This is a genomic window from Alteromonas sp. 4NS20-0143 (assembly GCF_057542855.1).
On record NZ_BAAJLR010000022.1, the window covers coordinates 1 to 1,567 of the forward strand.

Sequence of the window (1,567 nt, forward strand, 5' to 3'; positions counted from 1 at the left end):
AGACATGTGGGGCATAATGGCGAAGCCGCGCAAAGTAATCGCCCCAGTAAACGACTTAAGCGTTTTTTATGTAACTCCCCTAAAACAACCACCTGTTGAATTCGAAACTCACTGGCTTGGTGGTGGCATTAGCAATGCTAAAACGGTGTAAATTATTAGACCAGCGCCACCGGTAATATAAGATTGCACCGATATTCAGAAGTAAAAACGCCCCAGCGAGCAGCGCGAGTGCCTTTAGTGTTTTGTTCGGTTTTTCACAGTTCTCATGCGAGCAATATAAACGATACGAAAAAAAAGAGTAAATATGGTAATGGTCTGCCGATACCTTTTACAAAGATTGAAGTCCTAAACCAAATAGACAAAAAAAGAAGTATTAGAGTGATTACTGCCCACAAATAGACTTTTGCTCCATTTGGGTTTCTTAATACTCTGACCTCGAACTTTCTAAACAAAGAAACATTTTCGCTGGCGCGAATTGTCAATGTAACTCCTTTAGGGAACTCTTTGTTGAATGTGCCATAGTTAAGCGTCCCATAATACCGTTTTGTTTGCCCTGAGTAGCTTGCTGCTCTTGGGTTTAAGACTAATGACCAGTTTTCTGTACTGCCTTCCGTTAGAAGTAACTTGATAGTTACCTTTTCTTGACTTGTTTTGCGTGAGCCACCGTAACTTACGGTGGCTCTGAAGCGTTCAGAATCCATTCTATTTATTAAGCAAATAGACTCTTTTTTAGTCACTAAGTCTGCACTGCACACGACGTCAGGATTTGAAAGTTCACTTTGGAAGACGATTAAAAACCATATAAAACTTAACCCAGAGAGAGAAAAGAGAACTTTTGAACGGGTGAATAATTTCACAAGAAACCTAGCGCCCTGTTAACAGGCAAAAAATAGTCGGTTAAAATTAGCGATGAAGGAGTAAAACCAACTGTTTTTTGTCATTGTTTAACAGCTTGTTATATGCAATTAATTACACGCACAACCGGTTTGCCCATTTTTTAAAGGCCACTCTTCATAATTACCATCAGAGCATTGGCTTTTAATAAGCGGACATTGTGCGGCATTTCTGGAAAAATCCTTCCCTGTCACACTTTCTAAAACTTGGTCTTCCACTCCATCTGAAAAGCTTTGAGATGAACAACCCGAGATGACGACTAATAGGATAATTGAAAAATATTTCATGCTGCTTCCTTTTGCATATAACTTTTAAATATGGAGTAAAAACAGGCAGGCTACGATGACGAAACCGCCTGGGTGCTTGTTTCCTAGCCCGCCTGTGGGCGACATAATTTTCTTGCTATGTGTCATTAATAAATAAAACCTTAGCTTTTTGAAACTAGGAATAAAGCCACTTAAAAAAGCGCGATGTAAAGAAACGGAACGCTAAAAAAATAAAAGCGTAAAGTAGAGCATAAAAAAGTAATGAACCTGTTTCATCTAGTGAGCCAGCTAAGTTCAAATACTTCATTGTGATATACGCCAAGGTAGCAGCAGATGCTGAAGCCATATAACTAGCAAAAGTACTTCCGCTTTTAACATCTTCCTTCGTCATTCCTTTCCTTTGACAC

3 protein-coding genes are annotated in these 1,567 nt (G+C 39.2%); all 3 read right to left on the bottom strand.

What is annotated here, in order from left to right:
• Positions 1-263: 263 nt before the first annotated feature.
• Positions 264-857 carry a hypothetical protein gene (locus AC27HD_RS18760; RefSeq protein ID WP_487107794.1) on the bottom strand — a complete coding sequence of 198 codons (594 nt, stop codon included), beginning with the start codon at positions 855-857 and terminating at the stop codon, positions 264-266.
• A 108-nt stretch (positions 858-965) separates the two neighbouring features.
• Positions 966-1,181 carry a hypothetical protein gene (locus AC27HD_RS18765; protein WP_032095395.1) on the bottom strand — a complete coding sequence of 72 codons (216 nt, stop codon included), beginning with the start codon at positions 1,179-1,181 and terminating at the stop codon, positions 966-968.
• A gap of 154 nt (positions 1,182-1,335) precedes the next feature.
• Positions 1,336-1,567 (bottom strand): hypothetical protein (locus AC27HD_RS18770; protein ID WP_487107796.1); only part of this gene is annotated, 232 nt, incomplete at its 5' end.

What these genes read in the sequence shown, in the direction of transcription:
- AC27HD_RS18765 (WP_032095395.1), bottom strand. Translation starts at nt 1,181, where the DNA reads ATGAAATATTTTTCAATTATCCTATTAGTCGTCATCTCGGGTTGTTCA.